General features: G+C 72.0%; 20 protein-coding genes. 10 read left to right on the top strand and 10 right to left on the bottom strand.

Going from position 1 to position 23539, the window contains the following annotated elements:
- Positions 1-169: 169 nt before the first annotated feature.
- The gene (locus AB0I04_RS46850) at positions 170-655 is read right to left on the bottom strand and encodes a VOC family protein (RefSeq protein WP_360900400.1); all 486 of its coding nucleotides are present in this window, start codon (positions 653-655) and stop codon (positions 170-172) included.
- A 145-nt stretch (positions 656-800) separates the two neighbouring features.
- Between AB0I04_RS46850 and AB0I04_RS46845 the strand changes: the two genes are divergently transcribed.
- Complete coding sequence (locus AB0I04_RS46845; protein WP_360900397.1) at positions 801-1346, top strand: hypothetical protein; 546 nt, start codon at positions 801-803, stop codon at positions 1344-1346.
- A gap of 66 nt (positions 1347-1412) precedes the next feature.
- Here AB0I04_RS46845 and AB0I04_RS46840 read toward each other — a convergent pair whose 3' ends face one another.
- Positions 1413-2183, bottom strand: a complete 771-nt coding sequence (locus tag AB0I04_RS46840; protein WP_360900394.1) for a rhomboid-like protein — start codon at positions 2181-2183, stop codon at positions 1413-1415.
- Between the two features lie 188 nt (positions 2184-2371).
- On the opposite strand from AB0I04_RS46840, the gene AB0I04_RS46835 reads away from it, so the two are divergent.
- From AB0I04_RS46835 to AB0I04_RS46820, 4 genes are all read left to right on the top strand, one after another.
- Positions 2372-5551 carry an ATP-dependent DNA helicase gene (locus AB0I04_RS46835; protein ID WP_360900391.1) on the top strand — a complete coding sequence of 1060 codons (3180 nt, stop codon included), beginning with the start codon at positions 2372-2374 and terminating at the stop codon, positions 5549-5551.
- The gene (locus tag AB0I04_RS46830) at positions 5548-5856 is read left to right on the top strand and encodes a hypothetical protein (protein ID WP_360900388.1); all 309 of its coding nucleotides are present in this window, start codon (positions 5548-5550) and stop codon (positions 5854-5856) included. Before AB0I04_RS46835 ends, AB0I04_RS46830 begins: the two co-directional genes overlap by 4 nt.
- A gap of 25 nt (positions 5857-5881) precedes the next feature.
- A complete protein-coding gene (locus tag AB0I04_RS46825) occupies positions 5882-9229 on the top strand; it encodes an ATP-dependent DNA helicase (RefSeq protein WP_360900385.1) in 3348 nt (1115 codons plus the stop codon).
- Between the two features lie 181 nt (positions 9230-9410).
- The gene (locus AB0I04_RS46820) at positions 9411-9830 is read left to right on the top strand and encodes a hypothetical protein (RefSeq protein ID WP_360900382.1); all 420 of its coding nucleotides are present in this window, start codon (positions 9411-9413) and stop codon (positions 9828-9830) included.
- Here the strand turns inward: AB0I04_RS46820 and AB0I04_RS46815 are convergent.
- From AB0I04_RS46815 to AB0I04_RS46805, 3 genes are all read right to left on the bottom strand, one after another.
- Complete coding sequence (locus AB0I04_RS46815) at positions 9803-10597, bottom strand: hypothetical protein (protein ID WP_360900380.1); 795 nt, start codon at positions 10595-10597, stop codon at positions 9803-9805. The genes AB0I04_RS46820 and AB0I04_RS46815 overlap by 28 nt on opposite strands.
- Positions 10598-10721: 124 nt before the next feature.
- Positions 10722-11792 (bottom strand): winged helix DNA-binding domain-containing protein, encoded by a 1071-nt coding sequence (locus tag AB0I04_RS46810; RefSeq protein ID WP_360900377.1) that lies wholly within the window; start codon positions 11790-11792, stop codon positions 10722-10724.
- Positions 11789-12772 (bottom strand): NADP-dependent oxidoreductase, encoded by a 984-nt coding sequence (locus AB0I04_RS46805; protein WP_360900374.1) that lies wholly within the window; start codon positions 12770-12772, stop codon positions 11789-11791. The genes AB0I04_RS46810 and AB0I04_RS46805 overlap by 4 nt, the downstream gene beginning before the upstream one ends.
- A 90-nt stretch (positions 12773-12862) precedes the next feature.
- Here AB0I04_RS46805 and AB0I04_RS46800 point away from each other — a divergent pair, with 90 nt between their 5' ends.
- Positions 12863-13834 carry a YafY family protein gene (locus AB0I04_RS46800; RefSeq protein ID WP_360900371.1) on the top strand — a complete coding sequence of 324 codons (972 nt, stop codon included), beginning with the start codon at positions 12863-12865 and terminating at the stop codon, positions 13832-13834.
- A gap of 82 nt (positions 13835-13916) precedes the next feature.
- Here AB0I04_RS46800 and AB0I04_RS46795 read toward each other — a convergent pair whose 3' ends face one another.
- Positions 13917-14897, bottom strand: coding sequence for an aldo/keto reductase (locus AB0I04_RS46795; protein WP_360900368.1), 981 nt, complete (start codon positions 14895-14897; stop codon positions 13917-13919).
- Between the two features lie 170 nt (positions 14898-15067).
- Here AB0I04_RS46795 and AB0I04_RS46790 point away from each other — a divergent pair, with 170 nt between their 5' ends.
- A complete protein-coding gene (locus AB0I04_RS46790) occupies positions 15068-15436 on the top strand; it encodes a MerR family transcriptional regulator (RefSeq protein ID WP_360900365.1) in 369 nt (122 codons plus the stop codon).
- A gap of 81 nt (positions 15437-15517) precedes the next feature.
- On the opposite strand, the gene AB0I04_RS46785 is transcribed toward AB0I04_RS46790, so the two are convergent.
- A complete protein-coding gene (locus tag AB0I04_RS46785; protein ID WP_360900362.1) occupies positions 15518-18367 on the bottom strand; it encodes a beta-galactosidase in 2850 nt (949 codons plus the stop codon).
- A gap of 192 nt (positions 18368-18559) precedes the next feature.
- Here AB0I04_RS46785 and AB0I04_RS46780 point away from each other — a divergent pair, with 192 nt between their 5' ends.
- On the top strand, positions 18560-20374 hold the full coding sequence (locus AB0I04_RS46780; protein ID WP_360900359.1) for a serine/threonine-protein kinase: 1815 nt from the start codon (positions 18560-18562) through the stop codon (positions 20372-20374).
- A gap of 32 nt (positions 20375-20406) precedes the next feature.
- Here AB0I04_RS46780 and AB0I04_RS46775 read toward each other — a convergent pair whose 3' ends face one another.
- Positions 20407-21225: a class I SAM-dependent methyltransferase gene (locus AB0I04_RS46775; RefSeq protein ID WP_360900356.1), complete on the bottom strand. Its 819-nt coding sequence runs from the start codon at positions 21223-21225 to the stop codon at positions 20407-20409.
- 83 nt (positions 21226-21308) lie between these two features.
- Between AB0I04_RS46775 and AB0I04_RS46770 the strand changes: the two genes are divergently transcribed.
- The gene (locus AB0I04_RS46770) at positions 21309-21863 is read left to right on the top strand and encodes an AAA family ATPase (RefSeq protein ID WP_360900353.1); all 555 of its coding nucleotides are present in this window, start codon (positions 21309-21311) and stop codon (positions 21861-21863) included.
- A gap of 97 nt (positions 21864-21960) precedes the next feature.
- Positions 21961-22557 carry a GNAT family N-acetyltransferase gene (locus AB0I04_RS46765; RefSeq protein WP_360900350.1) on the top strand — a complete coding sequence of 199 codons (597 nt, stop codon included), beginning with the start codon at positions 21961-21963 and terminating at the stop codon, positions 22555-22557.
- Here AB0I04_RS46765 and AB0I04_RS46760 read toward each other — a convergent pair.
- The gene (locus AB0I04_RS46760) at positions 22530-23168 is read right to left on the bottom strand and encodes an SRPBCC family protein (protein ID WP_360900347.1); all 639 of its coding nucleotides are present in this window, start codon (positions 23166-23168) and stop codon (positions 22530-22532) included. The two genes, AB0I04_RS46765 and AB0I04_RS46760, sit on opposite strands and share 28 nt — an antisense overlap.
- The gene (locus tag AB0I04_RS46755; protein ID WP_360900344.1) at positions 23165-23524 is read right to left on the bottom strand and encodes a metalloregulator ArsR/SmtB family transcription factor; all 360 of its coding nucleotides are present in this window, start codon (positions 23522-23524) and stop codon (positions 23165-23167) included. The genes AB0I04_RS46760 and AB0I04_RS46755 overlap by 4 nt, the downstream gene beginning before the upstream one ends.
- Positions 23525-23539: the final 15 nt, after the last annotated feature.

The following is a 23539-nucleotide window of genomic DNA, read 5'->3' as shown; positions in this document are numbered from 1 at the left end:
CGCCCGACGCCACCCTGCCGTCGGCATTGTCGTCACTATCCCGTCGAAACGGGCAGTGTGGGGTCCACCTCGACGGCAATGAGTCAACGCCGACGGCAAGGTGACCACAGCGACGGCGAAGGTGGGGAGCAAAGCAGGAGCGGCTGCTCCCCTCAGTGTGGTCGGCGGCTTAGAGGATCTTGGTGCCGTACATCTCGCCTAGCGGGTCGGCCAGCAGTTCGATGCGGGCGCCGTCGGGGTCGCGGAAGTAGAGGGACGACTCGCTCTCGGCCTGGTACGGGACGCCGGCGGCGTCGAGCCTGTCGCGGAGGCGTTCCCAGGTGGGGCGGTCGACCGAAATGGCGAGGTGGTGCAGGCCGCCCAGCACCTCGGCGTACGGGCCGACGTCGAGGCCGGGGAAGTCGAAGAAGGCCAGCAGGTTGCCGTTGCCCAGGTCGAAGAAGAAATGGGTCGAGCCCTGGTAGTCGCGGTTCTCGATGACCTCCGTCAGCGGGAACCCCAGGATCTCCTGATAGAAGCGGACGGTCGCTTCGACGTCCGAAGACAGCAGCGCGACGTGGTGCACGCCGGACGCCGCACTGGCCGCCCGGTCGGCGTGCAGGTACGCCTCGCGGATCCGCGCCCGTTCCGCCTCGATCGCGGCCAGGTCGACCATCGTCCACCTCACACGTTGAGAACTTCCACCATCGAGCGATCTACCCGGAGCCGTCCACCGGACACACGCCTTCGGGGTGTCTGGTGGATCTTGTTCGTGGCGCCGCCGGACGAAGATCCATCGGACACCCCCTAAAATCCGGCGTATGCGGCGGACGAGCAGCACTGTGGTCGTGGTCGCGGGGGAGGGCGCGGACAAGGTCGTGTCCGGGCTCGCGGCCCTGCACAACGTACGCGCCCTCGTCGCGGGGGACCGTTCACCCGCCGAGCTGGCCCAGGCCATCTCCGGCGCCGGGACGACGTATGTCGTGCACGACGCCGATCCGCTCGCCGAGGTCCGCGACGCGTGGGTGGACTTCTTCGATCAGGCCGCTCCGCACGGCGGTCTCGAAGTCGCCATCGAGTCCACGGTCAGCGGGCTGGCCGCCGAGCGGCTGCTGCTACCGGACTACTACATGGTCCTCGATCCCCAGGCGATGTCGCCGACCCGGCGGCACTGGTGGCTGGGCGTGCTCGCGGGCGCGGCGCCGAGCCGGGTGGTCCCGGCCGACGCGTCCGTCGCCGCGGTGAGCGACGCGCTGGCGCATCTGTCCACGGGCCGCTGGTGGCCCGCGGATGTTCCCGGGTGGCTGCGCGGCCTCCCGAAGGCCGTCCCCGACCGAGTGGGCCTGCCGTCCTCGCCGCCGACGTGAAGGTCGTCCCCGACTGAGTGGGCCTGCCGTCCTCGCCGCCGACGTGACGGACGACGGCCGGGCCGGTCACTCGGCGGTGGCGCCGGCCGGCTCCCGCAGGCACGGGCGGAGGTCGCGGGGTGATCTGACGCCGCCGAGGAACACCGAGAGGGCGGCGACGAGGAGCCCACACAGGGTGGCGAGCAGGTGGCCGAGGGCCCAGATGGTGTGGTTGGAGATCACCGGCCAGACCACTCCGACGGCCAGCGCCGTGATGCCGGCGACGAGCCACCAGCCGCGCATGAGCAGCACCGCCGCGACGCAGCCCGCCACCATCATGTAGCTGACCCCCACGTCGGTGGTGTGGGCCAGCCGATGCGGCGCCCGTCCCGACTCGATCGCGTGGAGCTCCACCAGGGCGGTGAGCAGGGTGCCGAGGACGTGGCCGGAAATGCCGATGAGGATGATGCGCGGCGGGCCGTACCGTCGTTCGGCCCAGGCGACCACGGTGGCGAACACCAGGACGTACAGCGAGAGTCCCGCGCCGCGGTTCGCGACCCACAGGGCGCTGTCGGCGAGCACCGACATCGGGGTGTGGCGCAGGCGGGACAGGCTGGTGCTGTTCACGCGGGTGAGCACGTCGATCAGGCGCGGCGGGGTCGTCTGCTGCACGAGCGTGAACGCGGTGAAGATCGCGATGTAGGTGAACGTCGCCGGCGCCGACAGGATCCAGGCGTGCAGCCATCGCGTGTACGGGGACAGGCGGGCCACGGCCCGGCGCGGGCCGTCCCCCAGCAGGCTCAGCCAGCACAGGAAGTACCAGGCCAGCGCCAGGATGAGCGCGACCAAGAGGATCATCGGTGCCTCCCGCGTACGTCCGCCGGGCCGCCGTGCCGTCGGCGGAACCCGTCTCCCGGCCCCAGCGTCTCGCAGGTGCGCGCGCCGTCCCGGGAGCGGGGTCGGCGGCGGGCCGGGAGCGCGGCCACATGCGCGACATGCCGCAACCCTGTCACGATCACCCCCGATGATCTGCTGCAATCACATATGTGTCAGCAGCGTCCTATCGCCTCGTGCGCCGCGCGGGTCCCGCGCAGTCGCCGCCCCCGGTGCTCGACGAGCACCAGCGGCGGGTCGTCGCGCACGCCGGCGGGCCGCTGCTCGTGCTGGCCGGGCCGGGCACCGGCAAGACGACCACGATCGTCGAGACCGTCGTCGACCGTATCGAGAACCGCGGGGTCGACCCGGAGCGCGTGCTGGTCCTGACGTTCGGGCGCAAGGCGGCGGGGGAGCTGCGGGAGCGCATGACGGGCCGGCTGCGGCGCACCACCCGGACGCCGCTGGCGCTGACCTTCCACTCCTACGCGTTCGCGCTGCTGCGCCGCCAGGCCGCTCTGGACGGCGATGAGCCGCCGCGGCTGCTGTCCGGCCCGGAGCACCTCCTCGAGGTCCGCCGGCTGCTCGGCGGCGAGGTCGCCGACGGCGCGCGGGACTGGCCGGCGCGCCTGCACGAGACGCTGAAGACGCGGGGGTTCGCCGAGGAGCTGCGCGACTTCATCCTGCGTGCCGCCGAGCGCGGTCTCGGACCGCAGGACCTGGTCACCCTGGGGCGCGGCCACCACCGCGACGACTGGTACGCGTCCGGGCGGTTCCTGCACCGGTACGAGCAGCGCTTCGACGTCGACCCGATCATCGCCTACGACTACGCGGAGCTGGTCCGGGCCGCCGCCGGGCTGCTCACCGACGAGGACGTACGACGGCGGGAGCGCGCGGCGTACGACGTCATCCTGGTCGACGAGTACCAGGACACCGACCCGGCGCAGGAGTACCTCCTCCAGCAGCTGGCCGGGGGCGGGCGGGACCTCATCGTCGTCGGCGACCCCGACCAGTCGATCTACGGCTTCCGGGGCGCGGACGTACGCGGCATCCTGGAGTTCCCCCAGCGGTTCCGTACGGTGACGGGGGAGGAGGCGCCGGTCGTCTCGCTGCGGACCTGCCGCCGGATGGGCCCGATGATCCTGGAGGCGTCCCGCCGGGTGGCCGGCCGGCTGCCGCTCGGCGCGCTGGCCGGCGAGCACCGCGAGCTGCTGCCGGTCGAGGCGGCCGACGACGAGGCCGCGGACGCGCGTGCGGTCCGGGTCGTCGAGGCCGACAGCGCCAGCCAGGAGGCCGCGCTGGTCGCCGACGAGCTCCGCCGCGCCCACCTGCTGGAGAACATCCCCTGGTCGCGGATGGCGGTCCTCGTACGGTCCGCCGTACGCCAGGTGCCGCCGCTGCGCCGCGCCCTGGCCGCCGCCGGCGTGCCCGTCGTCGTGGCCGGTGACGAGGTGCCGCTGATCAACGAGCCCGGCGCGCGGCCGTTCATCGTGCTCCTGCGGGCGGCACTGCGGCCCGCGCTGCTCGACGAGGAGGCCGCCGAGGAGCTCGTGCTCGGCCCGTTGGGCGGCGCGGACGCCCTGGGCCTGCGCCGGCTCCGCCGCGCCCTGCGCGACCTGAGCTCCCTGTCCGGTGAGGACACCGGCGACGGGCTGCTCGTCCGGGCGCTGAACGACCCGCGCGAGCTGCTGCTCATCAACCCGAAGGTCCGTGAGCCGGCCGAGCGGGTCGCCCGGCTCATCGCCCTCGCCCGCGAGACCGTCCAGGGCGGCGGCGGGGCCGAGGACGTGCTGTGGGCGGTATGGCAGGAGAGCGGCCTCGCCGACCGGCTCCTCGAACAGAGCGTCCGGGGCGGTGCCCGGGGCGCGGCGGCCGACCGCGACCTCGACGCCGTGGTCGCGCTGTTCGACATGGCCGCGCGGTTCACCGACCGGCTGCCGCAGGCGGGCCCGGAGGTCTTCCTCGACGACCTGGCCTCGCAGGAGATCCCCGGCGACAGCCTGGCCGAGCAGGCGCCCCAGGGCGAGGCGGTGCGCATCCTCACCGCGCATCGCTCCAAAGGGCTCGAATGGGACCTCGTCATCGTCACGGGCGTGCAGGAGGGCGTCTGGCCCGACCTGCGACTGCGCGGCTCGCTGCTGGGCAGCGAGGAGCTCATCGAGGCCGCGACCGGCCTCGCCGACCCGGACAACACCGGGGCGTCGCTGGCCGCCAAGATGATGGAGGAGGAACGGCGGCTGTTCTACGTCGCGGTGACTCGGGCCCGGCACCGCCTCATCGTGACCGCCGTCGGCGGGGAGGACACCGAGGATCGGCCGTCGCGGTTCATGCGGGAGCTGGTCCCGGACGCCGCCGAGCACGCCCAGCTCGACGAGCGCACGCGCTGGCTGTCCCTGCGGGCCCTCGTCGCGGACCTGCGCTCCGCGGTCAGCGACCCGAAGACGCCCGCGCCGCTGCGCCGGGCCGCGGCCGGGCACCTGGCCCGCCTGGCGCGCGCCGGGGTGCAGGGCGCCGACCCGCGCGACTGGTACGCCCTGACGGAGTTGTCCGATCCCGGCCCCGCCTTCCGCGAGGACGAGAAGCTCGTGCTCTCGCCCTCGCAGGTCGACACGTTCGAGAAGTGCGGGCTGCGCTGGCTGCTCGCCTCCTGCGTGGGCGCGGAGGACGGCGGCGCGGGGGAGTTCGCGACGATGGGCCGGGTCATCCACGCGGTCGCCGAGCTCGTCGGCACCGACGAGAACGTGAACGACATCGACATCGCCAAGCGGCTCGACGAGATCTGGGACGACCTGGACTTCCGCAGCGTCTGGTACTCCGAGAAACAGCGGAGACAGGCCGAGGAGATGGTCGCCAAGTTCATGGCCTGGCACGAACGCGCCGACGCCCGTGAGATCGTCTCGATCGAGGAGCCGTTCAGCATCGACCTGGGCCGGGTCGAGATCCGCGGCCGGATCGACCGGGCCGAGCGCGACGGCGACGGCAACGCCTGGATCGTCGACATCAAGACATCCAGCGCCGCCGTACGCGACGACGACCTGGCCCGCCACCCGCAGCTCGGCGTGTACCAGCTGGCCGTCATGCTCGGCGCGTTCGCCGACAAGGGCCTGATCGAGCCGGGCGGGGCCGAGCTCATCCAGGTCGGCAAGGCGTCCTTCGCGGCCCGGGTGCGCGTCCAGACACAGCCGCCGCCGTCGGCCGACGAGGACCCGCAGTGGCCGCGCAAGCTCGTCGACCGCGTCGCCGAGGGCATGGCGAGCCCGGTCTTCGAGGCCCGCCGCGACGACCACTGCCGCTCCTGCCCCGTACGCGGCTCCTGCCCCGCGCACGATGACGGCGGCCAGGTGACGCCGTGACCGCCCCGTACGACCTCGGCGCCGCGACTCCGCGCCGTCGGGAGGCTGCGACCGGCCCGTTCGGCGGCGGTGCCGTGACCCGGCGTCGCCGGGGTGCCGTGGGCGGCCCGTTCGGCGGCGGTGCCGCGACTCCGCGCCGTGGAGATGCCGTGATCGCCCCGTACGACGCTGGTGCCGTGATCCGGCGTCGCCCGGGTGCCGTGGGCGGCCCGTTCGGCGGTGGTGCTGCGACCGGGTGTCACCGAAGTGTCGTGGCCGGTCCGTACGGTGGCGGTGCCACGATCCCGCACCGCCGGGTGCCGTGACCGGACCGAGGGGCGGGGGTGTGCGGTGATCAGTCCGCAGGAGCTGGCACACCGGCTCGGTGTGCCCGAGCCGACTCCTGACCAGGCCGCCGTCATCGAGGCGCCGCTCGGCCCGATGGCGGTCATCGCCGGGGCGGGGTCCGGCAAGAGCGAGACCATGGCGGCCCGCGTCGTCTGGCTGGTCGCCAACGGGCTCATCCGGCCCGAGCGCGTGCTCGGCCTGACGTTCACCCGCAAGGCCGCGGCCGAGCTCGCCGACCGCGTACGCCGTCGGCTCGACCAGCTGCGCGAGCACGAGGATCTCATCGACCCGCAGATCCTCGACGGCGAGCCCACCGTGTCGACCTACCACGCGTACGCCGCGCGGCTGTTCGGCGACCACGCGCTGCGCGCCGCGCTGGAGCCCACGATGCGGCTCGTCACCCCGGCGGTGGCCTGGCAGATCGCGGCGCGCGCCGTCGACGCGTACGACGGGCCGATGGACGCCGTCGAGTGGGGGCCCGACACCGTCACCAAGGCCGTCATCGGGCTGTCCGGGGAGTTGTCGGAGCACCTGCGCACCCCCGACGACGTACGGCGGCTGGGTGGCTGGCTGAACGAGCGATACGCCGAGGTCAAGAAGCCGACCAAGAAGCACCAGGGCTCGATCACGACCGCGCAGGCGGTGCGCGAGCAGCTTATGCCGCTGGTCGAGGCGTACCAGCGGGCCAAGGCCAAGCGGGAGGTGCTCGACCATGGCGACCAGATGGCGCTCGCCGCGCGGATCGCGGCCGAGCACCCCGAGGTCGGCCAGATCGAGCGGTCCCGCTACGCCGCCGTGCTGCTCGACGAGTACCAGGACACCAGCCACGCCCAGCTCGTGCTGCTGAAGTCGCTGTTCGGCGGCGGGCATCCGGTCACGGCCGTCGGCGACCCCTGCCAGTCGATCTACGGCTGGCGTGGCGCGAGCGCCGGTAACCTCCTCGGCTTCGTCCGCGACTTCCCGTACGGCGAGCGGCCCGCGCCGATGCGGCAGCTGTCGACCAGCTTCCGCAACGGCGAACGGGTCCTCGACTCGGCCGCCCGAATCCAGGGCGAGTTGCGCGAGGAGGCCAAGGACGTGCCCCGGCTGTGGCCGGGTCCGGCACAGCAGGCGCGCGGGCGCGTCGAGTGCGGGCTGCTCGACACCGTCGAGGACGAGGCCGAGCGGCTGGCCGACCGCATCGTCCGCCTGCTGCGACAGCCGAAGGACCTCGCCCCGGACGGCGACGCCTGGGAGAAGACGAGCCGGCACGGGCCCGGTCTCCAGCCGTCCGACATCGCCGTCCTGGCCCGCAAGCGCGCGCAGTTCCCGCTGATCCGGGCGGCGCTGGAGGCCCGTGGCGTCCCCGTCGAGGTCGTCGGCCTCGGCGGGCTGCTCACCGTGCCGGAGGTGCAGGACGTCGTCGCCACCCTCAAGGTCGTGCACGACCCGACGGCCGGAGCGTCCCTGGCCCGCCTGCTCACCGGCCCGCGCTGGCGCCTCGGCCCGCACGACCTGGTCGCTCTCGGCCGCCGCTCCCGCGAACTCGCCCGCGAGGGCGCCCGCGACCTGGATCCCGATGCCGGGTCGCCACTGGACGCCGGGAACGGCGACCAGACGAGGGCGGAAGACGGCGCGTTGGGCGACCGCTCACAGCGCTCGGAGTTCGACACCGCCGACCCGCTCCGGCAGGTGGTCCAGGAGCTGAATGACGAGAACGGCAGCCTCGTCGACGCCCTCGACGACCCCGGCCCGGCCGAGAAGTACAGCGACGAGGGGTACGCCCGGCTCGAACGTCTCCGCGACGAGCTGCGGGTGCTGCGCCGCCACGTCGGCCTGCCACTGCCCGACCTGGTCACCGAGGTCGAGCGCACCCTCGGCCTCGACATCGAGGTCGCCTCCCGGCCCGGTCTGGACCCGGTGACCGCCCGCGCCGACCTCGACGCGTTCGTCGACGCCGCCGCGTCCTTCGCCGGCGACGCGGAGGATCCGACGCTCGGGGCGTTCCTCGCCTACCTGAAGGCCGCCGAGTCCGAGGAGTTCGGCCTGGAGGCGGGCCGCGTGGGCGAGACCAACAGCGTCAAGCTCCTGACCGTGCACGCCGCCAAGGGCCTGGAGTGGGACGTCGTCGCCATCCCCGGCCTCGTCTGGAGCCCGACGAAGGACGGTGCGCCCGGCGCCGGATCGGTCTTCCCCGCCCGGCCGCAGAACTCCTCCCGGTGGACCACGAACGCCCGCGTCCTGCCGTACCCGCTCCGCGGCGACCGCGCGGACCTGCCGCCGCTGAACGGCCTGCAGAAGGACGACGTCGAGGAGTTCAACGCCGCCACCGCCGACCGTGACCTGCGCGAGGAGCGCCGCCTCGGGTACGTCGCGGTGACCCGCGCTCGGCACCTGCTGATCGCGACGGGGTACCGCTGGGGCACCGCGAGCCGCCCGCTGCAGCCCTCGCCTTTCCTGGAGGAGATCCGGGAGGCGTGCGAGGCCGGCGCGGGCCAGGTCGGCTACTGGGCCGACGAACCGGTCGGCGAGGAGAACCCGCTGCTCGCCGAGCAGGACACCGCCTCATGGCCCGCCCTTCCAGAGGGGGAGCGGTACGACGCGGTCGCCGAGGGCGCCCGGATGGTCGACGACGCGATCCACGGCCGACTCCGCCTGGGCTACCTCCCGCTCGCGCCGCGCGACCGCCGCCGCGCCTCCGCGTGGGCCCGAGACGTGGAGCTCCTGCTGGCCGAGCGCGACCGGGCACGCGGCGTCGACGGTCTCGCCGTCGAGCTGCCCGCCCACCTGTCGGTGTCGTCGCTGGTCACGCTGGCCCGCGACCCGGCGGCGCTGGCCCGCCAGATCCGCCGGCCGCTGCCCCGGCCTCCGGCCCCGTACGCCCGGCGCGGCACCGCCTTCCACCGCTGGCTGGAGTCCCGCTGGGGCCAGCAGCGGCTGCTGGACCTCGACGACCTGCCCGGCGCCTCCGACGAGGGCGCGAGCGCCGACACCGAACTCGACACGCTGCAGGCCGCGTTCGAGCGCAGCGCCTGGGCCGACCGGGAGCCGCACGACGTGGAGGTGCCGTTCGAGACCATGGTCGGCGACCGGCTGATCCGGGGCCGGATGGACGCGGTGTTCCGCACGGACGACGGCGGCTACGAGGTCGTCGACTGGAAGACCGGCCGCCCGCCCACCGGCGAGGAGGCCCGAGTCGTGTCCGTGCAGCTCGCGGCCTACCGCATCGCCTGGGCACAGCTCGCGGACGTCCCGGTCGACAAGGTCAGCGCCGCGTTCCACTACGTCGCCGCGGACCGGACGATCCGCCCCGCAGACCTCCTCGACGCCGCCGGTCTCGCCGCCCTCCTGGAGAAGATCCCCACGGCCTGACGAGATCTCTTCCGTCCCACCTGTAGTCCGGGGTGACTCGCCGGACATAGGCGGGTGCGAGGCGATCCGACGCCGTGTGGAGGGAAGTGGTGATGGATCCGCATGACAGATTCGCCAGGGTTTACGACGAGCACTATCCGGCGGCCGCCGACGGCACCAGCGCTGGACGGTCGTCGCCGCGATGGTGCTGGTCCTGGCGGGCGCGGGAGCCGCCGCCGACGCCACCGGTCTCATCCCCACCGGTGTCGTTCAGCATCTCCGGAAGGGTAGCGGGGGGAACCTCCACGCGTACTCGGGCAAGGCCAGGATGCGCGCCGAGACCCGTACCGCCGACGGCGACATCGTCCAGTACTGGGACGCGCCGAACCGAAGCGGCGGCAGGTGCACCTACCTGCGGGTCGTGCCGCATGCCGGTTCACACGAGAAGGAGGACGGGGGCGTCGGATGCGCCATGCCCGACGACACGCCAGACAAGGACAAGACGCCGTGGGACCGCGTCGCGTTCTTCTCGTTCGAACCGGCCTTCGCCGATCGGATGCCCACCCGCGTCGTCGAGGCGGCGCCGACGGGCCGTCAGCGGAGGACGGGGCGCATGGCGTAGACCCGGTTCGGCTTGTTGTAGCCGAAGAAGACCCGGGTGCCGCGACCGGCGGGCGCGACGGCGAGGCCCTCGCTCTCACCGGTCAGCGGGATGTCGATCGTGTCCAGGATCCGGCCCCGCCGGTTCAACACGGTGATCTTGTTGTTCGTGTAGTAGAGGATCTTGTCACCGGCCATCTCGAGGCCCTGCGGCACGCCCTGATACGGCAGGTTGAAGGTCGATCGGACCCGGCCGTTCAAGTCGGTGAAGGCGAACACGAACGGTCCCTGGTCGCCCGGTCCCGCGTGGACGAGCAGGCCGTCGCGCCGTGGGTCGACGGCGACGAGCCCGGAGTTGCCCAGCGACGCGAAGTCGATCGTGCGGACGATCTTCGGGTCGCGGGCCGCGATGTTCACGACGTTGACCTTGGTGGGGTTGGTGCCGCCGCCGGTGGCGACGTACAGCATCCCGTCGGCGGGGCGGAAGCTGAGCTCCGCTGCGTGGCCGACGGCCAGCGGCCGGGTCTCCTTCAACTTGGTCCCGGAGCGGTCGTACTCCCGGATGACACCGTTGCCGCCGCCGACGTCGAACCCGACGTAGAAGCGGCCGCGCCGGTAGGCGAGCCCCTGAATGTTGCCGCTGTCGGGCACGTTGAAGACGAGGTCGAACGCGTACGCGCGGGCGGACGCCGGGCCGGCCTCGGCCACGAGCGCCGCGGCGCCGGCCAGCCCGACGCCTCCGGCGCTCGTGAGCAGCCTCCGGCGGGTCATGGATCGTTCGGGTCGCATGCTCCTCCTGTCCTTCGCCTGTCCCCCGATATCACGACGAGGCGCTTTATAACACTCTCATCTGATTAGTTAACAGATCTTGTAACAGAAGGCTCCTCGTCGTCAAGATCCACCAGACACCCCCTCAGGGCACGGTCCTGCCTCCAACGAACGGCAGCAGGCGCTCCGTCTCCTGCTCCAAGGCGGCCCGGTCGGTCGCGGACAGGGGGCGGAACGGAGTGAGGTGAAGGGTCGCGCCTTCGAGGGACCAGGTTCCGTGCACATGGCCGTCCACGAGGAAGGTGGGCCGTACTTGTGCCCGGCCGGGCATCACGCGCTTTCGGTCCTCGTGGCTGATGATGCGGGTCCGGTCGGCGTGGCCGAGCAGGGCGTTGTCGAAGGCGGGTAGCAGTCGCACGGGGGCGGGCGTGTCGGGGTCGGGTAGTTCGGCGTCTGGCAAGTCGATCAGTTCTCTGCCGTCGGGGTCGCGGTAGTGGCGCAGTTCGGCGCGCATGTCGGAGACGATCTCGCCGAGGCGGGTCAGCCCGGACCAGGCCTGCACGTCCATGATTCCGGCTGGGCCGAACGCTGCCAGATAGCGGCGGATGAGGTCCTTGGCGGTCGCCGGGGCCATGGGCCGGCCGAGCCAGGTCTCGGCGGGCGTGACGGAGACGGCCGATCGGGTGCCCCAGGAGCCCCATGTGCCGGTGGCCGGGCTGTGGATGAGGGGAGTTCTGAGCTCGACCTCTCCGGCGAGGATGCGCCCGTCGCGGCCTGGGTGGCGTTCGGCCAGCCGTCGGGCCAGCTCCTTTCGTGGTGTCGTCCCGCCCGCCAGCAGCTCGAGCCCGGTGGCGACCAGCGAGGCGGTGTCCAGGCCCGCGCTGTTGCGGGCAAAGTAGGCCGAGCGGGCGGTGCGGTCGAGCACGGGCTGCAGTAGCGGCCGCATCCGGCGGAAGTCGTCGGCCGCGGCGAGGTGCTGGGTGCTGCGGAGCAGGCCGGAGCGGACCACCTTCCGGTCTTGCAGCAGTGTGGTGAGCTGGGAGTGGGTGAAGCCGTGGATCCTGCTCCACAGCCCGACGTAGGGCCAGTTGGGCTCTTGCGCCTGCAGCGCGACCAGGTGCCCGATCACGTCCAGAGGGGTGTGATCGGTGCGGGCCAGCAGGAACTGCCGGCTCAGCAGGGCCCGGTTCAGGGCCCTGCTCGAGAGAGTCGTCATGACAGCCGCACCGAGACATTGCCCCGGTAGGAGCCCTGGAGCAGGGACAAGAACGCCTGCGGCACGTCTTCGACCTCGCCCTTGACGACCGTCTGCGGGTAGACGAAGCGGCCCTCGCCCAACCAGGTGCTGAAGTGTTCCCGCCAGGCGACGATCTGGTCGGGAGTGTGGTAGCAGGAGAACGGCAGCAGCTCGATGCCCCTGGCCCGGGCCGCGGCGTGGTCGGGCTCGGGGAAGCGCTCCGCCGCATCGCCGAGCTGGCTGGACAGCGAGCCGCACAGCGCGAAGCGGGCGCCGGTCCTGGCCGCCTGCAGCGCGGCCTGATACTGCTCGCCGCCCACGACGTCGAAGAACACTGAGATGCCTTCGGGCGCGAGCTCTCGGAGCCGGTCGGCCGCCGAGCCGTCGTGATAGTCGAAGGCGGCGTCGTAGCCGAGCTCGTTCACCAGATAGTCGACCTTGGCCGGGCTGCCGGCGCTGCCGATCACCCGCGCCGCGCCCAGGCACTTGGCGATCTGCCCGGCCAGCGAGCCCACCCCGCCCGCCGCACCGGAGACGAACACCACGTCGCCCTCGCCGACACCGGCCACGTCGGCCATCCCGTAGTAGGCGGTCGGCCCCTGACCGAGGTAGTAACCGGGATCCGCGATGGGATCGAGCTTGGTGTACTGGGCGGCCGGACCCGCCGAGTACTCGCTCCAGCCGGTCATCGACTGGACCAGGTCGCCGACCGCGAGCTCGGGGCTGTCGGACCGGACGACGGTGCCGATGGCGGCCACGCCCACCCGCTGGCCCGGCTGCCAGGACGGTACCGGGAGGGTGCAGTCCACACGCATCAACTCCAGGTAGGTCGCGGCGAGCCCTACCTGGTCGGTCCGCATCACAACCTCGCCGTCCACCTCGGTGGTGGCGACAGTGAAGTGGTCGAGCGTGGGGGTGCCGACGATCTGTGCGGTCAGCTGGATCTCACGGTTGATCATTTCTTAGTCCTTATGCCGGGAGGGCTGTTGAATCGACTCTAAGGAGGCTTCCGGCCAGTTCTTGACCGGAAGTCGGGCGAGGATGGCGGTATGGCGAACACCAGCTCCCGGACCCTCCGACTGCTCTCCCTGCTGCAGACCCACCGCCACTGGTCCGGCCTGGAATTGGCTGACCGGCTCGAGGTATCCGAGCGGACCCTGCGCCGCGACATCGACCGGCTGCGGGAGCTCGGCTATCCGGTCAGCGCGGCCCGGGGGACCGACGGCGGCTACCAGCTCGCGCCCGGCGCCGTCCTGCCGCCGCTGCTGCTGGACGACGAGGAGGCGGTGGCCCTCGCGGTGGGCATCGGCGACGCGGCGCAGAGCGGGATCGCCGGGATGCAGGAGGCGGCGCTGCGTGCGCTCACCAAGGTGATTCGGGTCCTACCGCCCCGGCTGCGGGCCAGGGTGGACGCCCTGCGGGAGACGACCCTCTCCGTCGCCGCGTCCGGGCCGGTCGTCGCGGCGGAGGTGCTCACCGCAGTCGCCCAGGCTTGCCGCGACCAGGAGCGGCTGCGCTTCTGCTACACCGCCAGAGGCTCCGCCCCCACCGAGCGCGAGGTCGAGCCGCACCGTGTGGTCGCCCTCGGCGGCCGCTGGTATCTCGTCGCCTACGACCTGACCCGGCACGACTGGCGCAGCTTCCGCCTCGACCGGCTGACCGGGCCGACCGGGACCGGCACACGATTTCGGCCGCGTCCGCTCCCGGCCGAGGATGCCGCGGCCTTCGTCCAGGCAGCCGGCGGAGCCCCGGCGTCGTACACGGTCGAGGCGCTCGTGCACGCCCCCGCGACCCGGGTACGGCAGGCGGTCGGCCAGTGGGGCACGATCGAACCGCTCGACCACGACACCTGCCGGATCACCATGACCTCGAACTCTTTCGACTGGCCGACCCAGGCGCTGGGCAATGTGGGCGCCGAGTTCGAGGTGCTGGGGCCGCCGGAGTTCGCCGCGCACGTCCAGGAGTGGGGCACCCGCTTCATCCGGGCCACCAGCGCACCCGACAGGCCGTCCCGGCCGTAGCCAGATCGCGAGCCCTCGGCAGTCGGCCTTCATCCCCCAGCACAGCGCGCCGGCCGCCGGCAGGGTTCGGCCGGAACGGACATCACAGATCGAAGCCGTCCGCCTCGTCGAGACGGCGGCGGAGGTCCTCGTCGAGTTCGAGGTCGGCCGCTGCCAGGGCATCGTCGAGCTGTTCGACGGAGCTGACGCCGATGACCGGGATGATCGGCGGGTCCCCGCCCATGAGCCAGGCCAGCACCACCTGGTTGACCGTGGCCCCGGTCTTGTCCGCCACCTCCTGGAGCGCGGCGAGCCGCGCCGGCGTCCCCGGGTGGTCGTACGACGGGTGCAGCGGCCGGTCCGGACGGGTGTAGGTGCCGCTCAGCAGCGGGCTGTAGGCCCACAGGCTCATGTCCGGCTCGCTGCGGACATAGTCGAGCGTCTCCGCGTCGACGTTCCCGAACAAGTGGAAGTCCGGGTCGGCGGCGTCGAGGCGGGGTCGCAGGTACGAGTGGCGGAGCTGGAGGCAGGTGTAGCCGGGGCGGTCCTGGTTCCGCGCCGTCGACCGGGCCCGCTCGACCTTCCACAGGGCGTGGTTGCTGGCCCCGAGCACGCCGACCTTGCCCTCCTCGACGAGCGACGCGAAGGCGTCGACGGTCTCATCGAGCGGTACGGTCCGGTCCTCGACGTGGGCCCAGTACACGTCGACGTGGTCGGTGCCCAGCCGGCGCAGGCTTTCCTCGATCGCCGACCGGATCGCCGCCGGCGAGAGTCCTTCGCCGCTCTCCCGCCAGCTCGTGCCGGGGACGGTCGGCTGCGCCCCGACCTTCGTGCTGATCACCACCTGGTCGCGGGCGCCGCGGTCGGCCAGCCATCGGCCGAGCACCGTCTCGCTCTCCCCGCCCGCGCCGCCCTCCTCCCAGAAGGCGTAGTTGTCGGCGGTGTCGATCAGTGTGCCGCCGGCCTCGACGAAACGGTCTAGGAGGGCGAACGCCGTCTTCTCGTCGGTCCGGGTGCCGAACAACATGGCGCCGAGGCACAGGGCGCTGACGCCGGTGCCGTCGGCGAGCGTGAGTCGTCGCATCGTCGTGTCCTCTCAAGGAGTCGTCGGGGGGACGCGTCCGACTCTGCATTCTGGAGCGCACTCCAGGTCAAGTAGGGAGCACCTGGAGCTTGACCTGGAGTGCGCTCCAGGTCAAGTAGGGAGCACCTGGAGCTTGACCTGGAGTGCGCTCCAGGTGTGATCATCGGTCCGTGACGTTCTACTCACCGGCGCAGGCGTCGGAGAAGACCGGCTTCAGCATCGACACGCTTCGCTACTACGAGAAGATCGGCCTGCTCGACCGGATCGACCGTACGGCCGCGGGCCGTCGCCGCTTCAGCAGCGACGACGTGGGTTTCCTCGGCGTCCTGCGCTGCCTGCGCGACACGGGCATGCCGATCGTGGAGATGCGGCGGTACGCCGAACTCGCGCGGGGCGGCGCGGAGACGGTCGGCGAGCGCGTCGCCGTGCTGGAGACCCACGACGAGCGCATCGACCGGCAGATTGAAGCGCTCCGCGCCCAGCAGCAGCACCTCCGCGACAAGATCCGCTATTACCGGGAGTCCTTCGACGTGGATTGACCGCGCCACCGGGCCCGTCCGCGCCACCGGGCCCGTCCGCGCCACCGGCCCGCCGTCCGTGTCACCGGCCCGCCGTCCGTGTCACCGGCCTCCGTCCGCGCGTTCGAGCGTCACCGTGCCGAGACCGCCGCTGCCGTCGTACGACCAGACCCCGAGTGCGATCGTGTTGACGCCGTTCGTCCGGAGCACGCCGGGCGGGAGGACGAAGTCGTGCTGCGGGCCGAGGTCGGCGACGTACTGGCCGAGGTTCCAGCCGTTGACGAAGATCAGCGCGCGGGCGGCCTGGCCTCCGGTGAACCGTAGGACGAGTGGCGTGTCCTGGCCCTTGGGCAGCGAGAGCCGCACCCGCGTCCGATACCAGGCGATCCCCGGCCCGTGCGCCCCACTGGGTGACGTCGCCCGCGGCCACGTACGGTCGGCGAAGGAGGGGAGCGTCCAGCCCGCCCGCTCGCCGTGCAGGCCGCCGTTGTTCAGCGGGCCGCGCACCTCGTCGTTCCCGCCGCCCTGGATCCGCCACGCGACGGCCGCGCCGGACCCGGTCAGGGCGGCCGACAGCAGGCCGCGCGGGTTCTTCTGAGCGTCGTTGCTTCCGCCGTCCTCGTTGTGGCCCATGTTCCGGACCAGGACGGAGACGACGTTGTGCGCGCCCAGCGCCTCCGGCGGGAAGGTGAAGTCCCGGCTGGAGTTCTGCCCGCCCGTCCCGGTCGACACCGTGCTGAGGAGCGTCCCGTTGAGCCACGCCGACCAGACCCCGGCCTTGCCGGTCCCGGCGGTCAGGGAGATGCCCGCCGCGGTGCCGTCGAAGTGCCCGCGGTACCAGACGTCGCCGTGGTGGAAGCCGTAGTCGTCGGCGTACAGGACGGGGAGCGTCTTCGGCTGCGTCGGATTGTCCGTCGCCTGGTGGTCGGCGGCCGCCCAACCCGAGTCGTCGAACCCGGGAGCGGCCTCGAGAGTGTCCTCGTGGAACCGCCACGAGTCCAGGGCGGGCAGGCTCACGGCGCGCGGCCCGGGCACCGTGGCCAGCAGCGACCCGGACGCCGTACGGGAGGCGCGCACCGGCCGGCCGTTCCACAGAACCGTGCGCACGCCGGGACCCGCGAACACCTCGAGCGGACCCGCCTGCTCGGTCTCGCCCGTGAGCCGCAGTGTCGCGCCGTCGAGCTCGGCCGTCTTCACGAGGTACGGCCCGCGTACGAGGACCTTCCCGCCGGGCCGCCAGAACGTCGACGCGGTGTCGTCGTCGGCCAGCAGCAGGTCGAGCGGGGCACGCCCGCCGCCGCTGATCCGCACCCGGGCGAGCCCGTCGTGCGTGTAGTTCAGCCGCAGGTCGGACCCGGACCACGTCGCCTGCACGTCGCCCGCCAGGACGTCGACGCGCGGCTGCGAGGCGTACCGCAGGACGGTCTCGCCCGCCTCTCCCTTACGGCCGTGCAGCAGCGCGACGTCCCGGTCGCCGAGATCCTCGTGGGTCATGATCTCGGACGTGGAGTAGACGAGGCGCTGATGGTCCATCGTGTACCCGGCGGTCAGGATCTTGTAGTCCGGCCCGTTCACGTGGATCGCCGTGCCCGGCTGCTGCGGCACCGTGTACGTCCCGTCGGAGGTCTCGACGCGCAGGGTGGTCGCCTCGTCGGTGGTCTGCTTGATGTCCTCGTGCCGGAGGAAGTAGAACGTCGTGCCGTCGTCGGGATTGCGGTCGGCGTCCACGTGGACCGCCGCTCCGGAGTGCTCCGGCTGACCGGGCAGGTCGTCGGTCTTGCGCAACGGCTCGACGGACTGCACGAAGTACCCCTGCTGCTTGAGCACCGGGATCTTGGCGGTGAGCCGCCGCGACTCGTCGAACGCCGCGCCGTAGTCGTACGAGGTGTAGACGACGTTCGGGTCGGCCTGCCAGCCCCAGTTCGTCCCGCCGTACAGCATGTAGAGGTTCTGCAGCGTGAAGTGGTTGTCGATGTTGTTCCCGTACGTGATGCGCTCGAACGACGGGCCGAACTTCGTCCGGTTCTCCTCGTACGACCCGCCGCCCCACGGCTGGAACCAGCCGCCCTGGAACTCCGCCCAGAACAGCGGCCGATTCGGCCCCGTGAAGCTCCGCATGAACGAGTAGTCGGTCACCGACGTGCCGGGGTAGGTGTCAGAGGCGTACAGGTCGGGCGCGCCCGCTCCGGAGGCCCACTTGCCCTGGCGTTTCTTGTCGTTATGGAAGATCGGGACCGTGATGCCGTCCGCCCTGGCCTGCTCGGCGAGCTGCGTCATGTACGCCGCGTCCGAGCCGTCGTACTCGTTCTCGACCTGGTAGAGGATGACGGACCCGGTCCCGTTCGTCAGCTGGTGCCGGGCGATGATCGGGTCGATGTGCGCGAGCCACTCGCGGTAGGCCGCCGTGTAGTCCGCGGCGGCGCTGCGCGCCCGGCCCTTCTGCGTCAGCAGCCACCCCGGGTACCCGCCGGCGTCCAGCTCCCCGTTGATGTACGGACCCGGCCGGGCGATGACGTACAACCCGGCCTGTTCGGCCATCCGCAGCAGCCGGTCCACGTCGCGGACGCCCGTGAAGTCGTAACGCCCCGGGGCGGGGGAGTTGTAGGCCCAGCTGAAGTAGAGGGAGACGGTGTTGAACCCGGACGCCTTGATCTTCTGCAGCATGTCCCGCCACAGCTCCGGGCTCGGCAGCCGGAAGTAGTGGAACTCCCCGGACCAGATGTACTGCCGCTTCCCGTCGATCAGCAGGGAGTAGTGGTCGTAGGTGATCGTGTGCCGGGTCGGCGTCGCGGTCGCGCTCGCCGTCGTGCTCGCTGGAGCCGGGCCGGACACGGACGCACGGGTCGCCGCCGAGCCTGCGGTCGTCGACGTCGCGCCGGCCGCCGTCGCCGAGAGGATCGTGGTCAGGAGGGCGGTCAGGGCGGCCAGAAGCGGCAGGGGTCTTCCGCGCATCGTGGTTTCTCCGCGGGTCGGGGGCTGGCTCGGAACCTAGATCGGAAAACCTTTTCCGTCAACGGTCGGGAGACGGCCACCGACGGCCGCCACGAACTCATCACCGCTTTCACCGCATGACCGCGCGGGAAAGATCCCGGGGGTATGTCAATTTCCGCATGGCGCCGGCGTTGAGTAGATCATTATTGACCTGTGAACGAATGGTCACTTCCTGGATACGTCACCCTTCGGGAGCTGGGACGAGGCGGTTTCGGCCGTGTCGTGCTCGCTCGGCATGAGGCCTCGGGCACGCATGTCGCCATCAAGTACCTGACCGTTACGGACGAGCGCTTCCGCATGGAGTTCCGAGAGGAAGCGCAAATCCTGCGCGGTCTCGACGACCCGAACGTGGTCCGCCTCTTCGAGTACGCCGAGGGGCCACAGGGGGCGGCGATCGTCATGGAGGCGATCGACGGGGTGTCGCTCAGGGCGCTGCTCGACGAGGGCGGCACGCTGGAACCGGAGGCCGCCCTGGCGGTGCTGAAGGGATCGCTGCTCGGCCTCTGGGCTGCGCACGACGTGGGTGTCGTCCACCGCGACTACAAACCCGCCAACGTCATGGTCGGCGGTGACGGCCACAGCAAGTTGATCGACTTCGGCATCGCGGTGCGCTCTGGCGTGGCAGGCCAGATCATCGGCACCCCGGCGTACATGGCACCGGAGCAGTGGTCCGGGGCACCCGCCTCGCCCTCCACCGATGTGTACGCCGCCACGTGCGTCTTCTTCGAATGCGTGATGGGCCGCAAGCCGTACCCGGGCGATACGACCGAGGCCTATCGCGCCCAGCACACGAGCGGCGAGATTCCCGCTGATCAGGCACCGCCGCCGATCCAGGCGCTGATCTACCGAGGCCTGGCCAAAGACCCGGCCGACCGGCCGCCGAGCGCGCTGAAGTTCGCCGAAGAGCTGGCTATGGCGGCGGCCGCCGAGTACGGGCCCGAATGGGAGTCCAACGGTTGGAGGCGGCTGGCCGAGGCCGCGGCCGGCCTCGCCGCGCTGTTCCCGTTCGCGGCTCTCGTCGCGGGTACGACCCCGGGCGCGGCCGGCCATGCGGGCGGCGCCGCAGCGGGCAAGGCCGCCGCGGCGGGGAAGGCCGGTGCAGCAGGCAAGGCCGCTGCGGCGGGTAAGGCCGGTGCGGCCGGCGGACGCGGCGCGCTCACCAAGGTCCTCGGCACGAACGCCGGGATGAAGGCGGCCGCCATCGCCACCGGCGTCGTGGTGGCAGGCTCGGTGACGACCGCCGCCATCGTTCTGAGCCAGCCGAAGAAGACGAAGACCGCCGCCGCCGCGCCCATCCGGGTCGAGCTGGCCTCCTACAACCGCCCCGTCACCGGCCTCGACCTGAGCGACGCGCGCTACGCCCACGTCAGCGGCGTCCGGGACGCCGCCGTGCAGCGCAAGATCGATCAGGGGCTGTTCGCTCCACTCGACTGGGCCATCACGGCGATGCGGCAGGCGTCCGCCCAGCATAAACCGCCGTGTACGAAGCCGACCGTCCTGCGCGCACGACCCGAGGTCGGGATGAGCGGGCCGCGCCTGGCATCGGTCCAGTACGCGCTGCCGATAACGTTCTGCGCCCCCCTCGACTTCCAGATGCCCCGGGTCAACGCCACCGTCGACCTGCGCACGGGGAAGGCGCTGACCGCCGACGACGTGTTCCGGCCCGAGACGCTCACCTCGAGCGGGCTGGCGACGCTGCTGAAGCGGGTGACTCCCCATGTCACCGACCAGGGTCTGTATCAGGTATGTGTTCAGCCGCCCCTGCGGCGCGAGGACTTCTACCCGGGTGCGCCGGTCTTTTCGTCACAGCCCCATCCGGCGCGCGTCTCGGCGTTCTTCACGGCCAAGGGAATGGTCCTCAGCTGGTCGCATGTGGGAAGCGAATGCCCCTACTACGGGATCACCTTGGCGTACTCCGAGGTGCGGGACCTGCTCACCCCACAGATCGCCGCGGTACTCCCCGGGTAGCCGCTCGGCCGCGGCGGTCGTATCGGTCGTGATCAGGCGCTCGGTGCCCGGCCGAAGGCGATCAGGTGTGAACTCGCAGGAAGGAGAGCGGGGTCGGAGTCGGCGATCCGCGCCGCCGCGACCGCGGACGCGACGTGCGCCGATCCGGTGAGGGACTCCCCGGTGTGGATGGTGATCCCCCTGAGGGCCGCCCATGCCGGGCCTTCCACCCCGAAGAGGCCGACGTCGGTGAAACCGGCCTCGGTCACCTCGGCCTGAAGCTCGTCAGCCGTGTGAAAGTAGGCGGTCGTGAAGCCGAGCTCGCGGCTGTGACATCCGGAGTCGAGCGACTGCCGGATGATCGAAGCGGTGCTCGGCGTGAGGCGAGCGGCCGCCGCCAGGTCGATCAGTGCCGCGTGCCTGCTGATCGCGGCCGCCGCCACCAGCGCGCCGGGTCGCAGGACCCGCCGTGCCTCCCGCAGCGCCTGGACGCGGTCGGCCCGCCGTACGAGGTGGTAGAGCGGACCGAGCAGGAGGACGACGTCGTAGGACCCGTCCTCGGCGCGCAGGGCGCGGGCGTCCCCGAGTTCGGTGGTGCAGTCGCACGCGGCGCGCGCCTGCCGCAGGTGCCGTTCGACCGGGTCGACCAGGCGGACGTCGTAGCCGTCGGCCACCAGCCAGCGCGCGTGGGTCCCCGGGCCACCGCCGACATCGAGCACCGAGGCCGGGGGAACGGGCAGATGCCGCCGGAGCAGCTCCTGCGTCCGGATGAACTCCAGCTCGCCCTGCCCTGTCGAGGACAGGCGGGCGGATTCGTCGTACGCCGATGCGTAGAAGTCGACGATCTCCGGCGCGACTTGATGTCCCTCCATATCTGGATACTGATGACCGCAGGCCTCGATCGCACGCGAATTATCGATCGCGCGAAGAGCCCGGAAGCTGCCACCCTGCGGACATGGATCGGGCGGAGGCACTGCTCATTGGAGGGCGCTCCGGCGCCGGGAAGACGACGATCGGGTGGGAGGTCTCGGCCCGGCTGCGGGCCGCGGCGGTCTCTCATGCGATCCTCGAGGGCGACTTCATGGGGCAGGTGCACCCGGCCCCAGAGGGAGATCCGGACCGTTCGTGGATCACCGCGCGCAACCTGGCGGCGGTCTGGGCCAACTTCGCCGAGCTCGGCTACCGCCGTCTCATCTACACGAACACGCTGAGCGTTCTTCCGGAGGCGGCGGGCATGTTCCAGCGCGCCATGGGAGCGGACGTGCGAATCGTACGGGTCCTGCTCACCGCCTCCGACGCCACGGCCGGTGAGCGATTGACAGGCCGGGAACTCGGCTCCGAGCTGGCGGAGGGGCTGAGGGCCAGCGCTCACAAGGCGCGGCTGCTCGACTCGCGAGTTCCTCCGGACACCGTGCGCGTCACGACCGACGGGCGGACCGTGACGGACATCGCCAGCGAGGTCGTCGCGGCCACCGGCTGGACCGGCGACCCCGCCGCCGACGCGTTGTGACGCCGCTGATCGCGGCCGGCGGGCGCCTTTCCCGGCGCTCCCGGCCGCGCGGGAAATGAGGTGCGTCGGCAGGGGAGACTTCGGTAGAACGGCGGGCATGCCGATGCTCGTCGCGCCCGCCGAGCGGGTCCACGCCTCCTTCCTCGCCGCGATGGCCGAGTTCCGTGCCGAGGGGCGCGGCGGCCCGGACGATGAGAGCATGGTCGGCCGCGAGATCCGGGAGTTCGGCGGTAGGTGGGAGACGCCCACGGGATTCGCGGAGTACGCACGGGCGCTCCGCGAGCAGGCGCTGGAGGACGCGCCGAGGCCGTCCGGTTTCGTGCCGTGCACGACGCTGTGGTGGGTCGACGGCGCGGAGTACCTCGGGCGGCTGGCGATCCGGCACCGGCTCACGCCGTATCTGCGCGAGATAGGCGGCCACATCGGATACGACGTTCGCCGGTCGGCCCGCCGGCGCGGGCACGCGACGCGGATGCTGCGGGCCGCGCTCCCGGTCGCCTGCGACCTCGGCATCGAGTCCGCGCTGATCACCTGTGACGAGGACAACGTCCCGTCGCGCAAGGTGATCGAGAAGAACGGCGGTGTGCTCGAGGACCAGCGGGGCGACGTGCTGCGGTTCTGGGTGCCGACGCGTCACGGTGCGGGCGACCGCCCGCGGGCCGAGGGTCAGGAGGCCCCCGGCTCGGCGGTGTAGGCGGCGATCGTCCGGGCTGCCGCGGCACGCGCCTCGGCCTCGTCGGCGCCCGCCGCGATGTACGCCTCGCACCACTTCTCGCTGCTGAGCGTCATGAACCGCCGGCCCTCCTCGGAACCGGCCCACGCCATGGCCTCCTGCGGGTCGACGGCCCGCCCGGCCGACAGGTGAAGCGTCAGTCCGATCAGGCCCATTTCCCAGCCGATGCCGACCGCGCCGGGGCCGAACTGCTCCCAGTGGTCGCCGACGTGCGAGGTGTGCTCCAGTTCGAAGCGCGTCCCGCCGTCGGACTCGGTCGTCAGGCGGGCCTCGATCCAGCTGACCTGCCCGCCGTACTCCCACGTCGCGGCGAAGCTCTTGGGCGGGTCGCAGCGCTCGATGGTGCCGCCCGCGTTGCCCTCCAGCTGGTAGCGGCCGCCGACGCGCAGGTCGCCCGAGACGGGCAGGAACCAGCGGGGGATGCGCTCGGGATTCGTGCAGGCGTCCCACACGTCGTCGAGGGTGGCGTCGTAGGTCTGGCCGATGACGACGGTGCGCGCTTCGCCGGCCTCGAGCGTGCGGCTGCCGACCTTCCGGCGGACCGAGTTGATCTGATGGGTGACGTCGATCATGGTGATTCGTCCTTCTCCTCGGAGTCGCGGAGGCGGCGCTCGCGCTTGCCGCGGGCCAGTTCGGTCGCGAGCGCGTCGAGCGGCGGTGCCCAGAACCGCCGGAACCGGTCGAGCCAGGCGTCGACCTCCTGGAGGGGGCCGGAGCTGACCGTGTAGAGGCGGCGGGCGCCGTCCGGGCGCACGGTGGCGAAGCCGGCGTCGCGCAGCACCTTGAGGTGCTGGGAGACGGCCGGCTGGGAGATGCCGAACTCCTCCTGGATCGCCGCGCAGACCGCACCGGAGGTCATCTCGCCGTCGGCGAGCAACTCGAGGATCCTGCGGCGCACCGGGTCGCCCAGCACATCGAACGCGTGCATCCGTGCACGATATCG

The sequence above is a fragment of the Actinoallomurus sp. NPDC050550 genome (assembly GCF_040655075.1).
Classification (GTDB): domain Bacteria; phylum Actinomycetota; class Actinomycetes; order Streptosporangiales; family Streptosporangiaceae; genus Actinoallomurus.
Note: the sequence above shows the minus strand (reverse complement) of the source record. Positions and strands in the feature narration are given on the sequence as shown.